1 protein-coding gene is annotated in these 1,818 nt (G+C 52.0%); it reads left to right on the plus strand.

The window, feature by feature from the left end; translation table 11 throughout:
* The first annotated feature begins 403 nt into the window (after positions 1-403).
* On the plus strand, positions 404-1,648 hold the full coding sequence (locus ACFO1S_RS23710) for an IS110 family RNA-guided transposase (RefSeq protein WP_204606409.1): 1,245 nt from the start codon (positions 404-406) through the stop codon (positions 1,646-1,648).
* Positions 1,649-1,818: the final 170 nt, after the last annotated feature.

Below are 1,818 nucleotides of genomic sequence, written 5' to 3' on the forward strand. Positions count from 1 at the left end.
GTCTCCTCGTATAGTATCTTTTGAAAGCTCTTTTAAGTCAGTTTCCAGTCCTCGAGGGGGCTGGAGGCCTCCGTCAAAATTTCCAGTGAATCGCTCATTGAAAATTGAATTAGGGACTGGACTTTCCGGCATGCCTCTGGACAATGGAACATAGGGTCCATTCGGGGCAATTCGTATGTCTCCTGTAGCGCGTCTACATCTAAAGTCTGTTTCTCCGGTACGCGTTTGAGCTTCTGACCCGCTGGCCGTTCCCTTCGGCACCCCATGCCCGACCTTAGCAGATTCGGGGCAGCTCATGGACCGAAGCGTGTTCTTATAGGCGAGGGTGATTGATCTACGCGTGCGCCGGAGGCATCCCGGAGCGTCCATTCCCTGAATCCCTCAATGAAAGGAGGAATTCCACTTGAAGTTATTTGTCGGTATTGACGTCAGTTCGCAAGAACTGGAAGCGTGTTTTATGAATCCGGACGGAGACAAGCTGGAGACGCTCACCGTGAAAAATAATCTCGACGGTGCTTCTCATCTGCGAAATCGCATCGTCGCTATGGCGGACAAGCATTCGTCTTCCGAGATTCACATTGGTCTTGAAGCGACTTCGGTTTATAGCTGGCATCCCGCCATGTACATGCATGAAGATCCGGCGCTCAAAGAACGAAAGACGAAAGTCTTTACCCTTAACCCGAAGCTTGTCAGCAAGTTCAGAGAAGCCTATCCGGATCTGGACAAGACCGACCGTCTCGACGCCTGGGTCATCGCGGATCGCCTTCGCTTCGGCAGGCTGACGACCACCATCGTCATGCAGGAGCAGTATGTCGCTCTCCAGCGCCTGACACGCATGCGGTTCCACTTGATTCACAACCTGACGCGCGAGAAGCAATACTTCTTGCAGAACCTGTTTTACAAATGTAACGCCTTTACAACCGAAGTCGAGAGCTCCGTGTTCGGTCATGCCCTTATGGAGATGCTCTCGGAGAAATATAGCCTCGACGATATCGCCACTATGGATGTCGCCGATTTAGCCGACTACCTGAGGGACAAGGGACGCAATCGCTTCCCCGACCCCGAGCATGTCGCGCGTTGCATTCAGAAAGCCGCCAGAGCCTCTTACCGGCTCTCCAAGGTCGTTGAAGATTCAATCGATCTGGTGCTCGGCACCTCTATCCAATCCATCCGGAGCATTCAAGCTCAGCTGAAGGATTTGGACAGGGCCATCGAGCGGATTCTAGAAGGCATTCCGAGCTCCAAGTGCCTGCGCTCCGTTCCCGGCATTGACCGCGTATATGCCGCCGGCATTCTCGCGGAGATTGGCGACATTGACCGATTCAGCGACCAAGCCGCCGTAGCCAAGTATGCCGGTCTCACGTGGCGTAGGCATCAATCCGGCCCCTTTGAGGCCGAAGATACAAAACGTATTAAATCCGGCAACCGATTCCTTCGCTATTACCTGGTTGAAGCTGCCAACTCGGTGAAAAACCGCGATGAAGAATTCGGCGAGTACTACCGGAAGAAATACAAGGAAGTACCTAAGCACCAACACAAACGTGCCCTCGTCTTAACGGCAAGAAAACTTGTGCGTCTGGTCGATGTGCTGCTACGCAATGGCCAACTCTATACGCCTCGAAAGAAGGTAACGACTACGAAGGATTGACGCCTCCTTTGCCAGAGTCCATTGCGAATTCCCAGTAAAAATGTGGTAATTCCTTTGATTTTTAGCTGGGTTTAGTTTGATGTGCCCTTTTTCCTCGGCTGCGTGGCTTAACTGCCAAGAAAATTTCCATTTCTAACGAATGAGGGACTTGACATCATACCGCTGGACTT

It is taken from the genome of Cohnella boryungensis, from assembly GCF_042651945.1.
GTDB classification, from domain to species: Bacteria; Bacillota; Bacilli; order Paenibacillales; family Paenibacillaceae; genus Cohnella; species Cohnella boryungensis.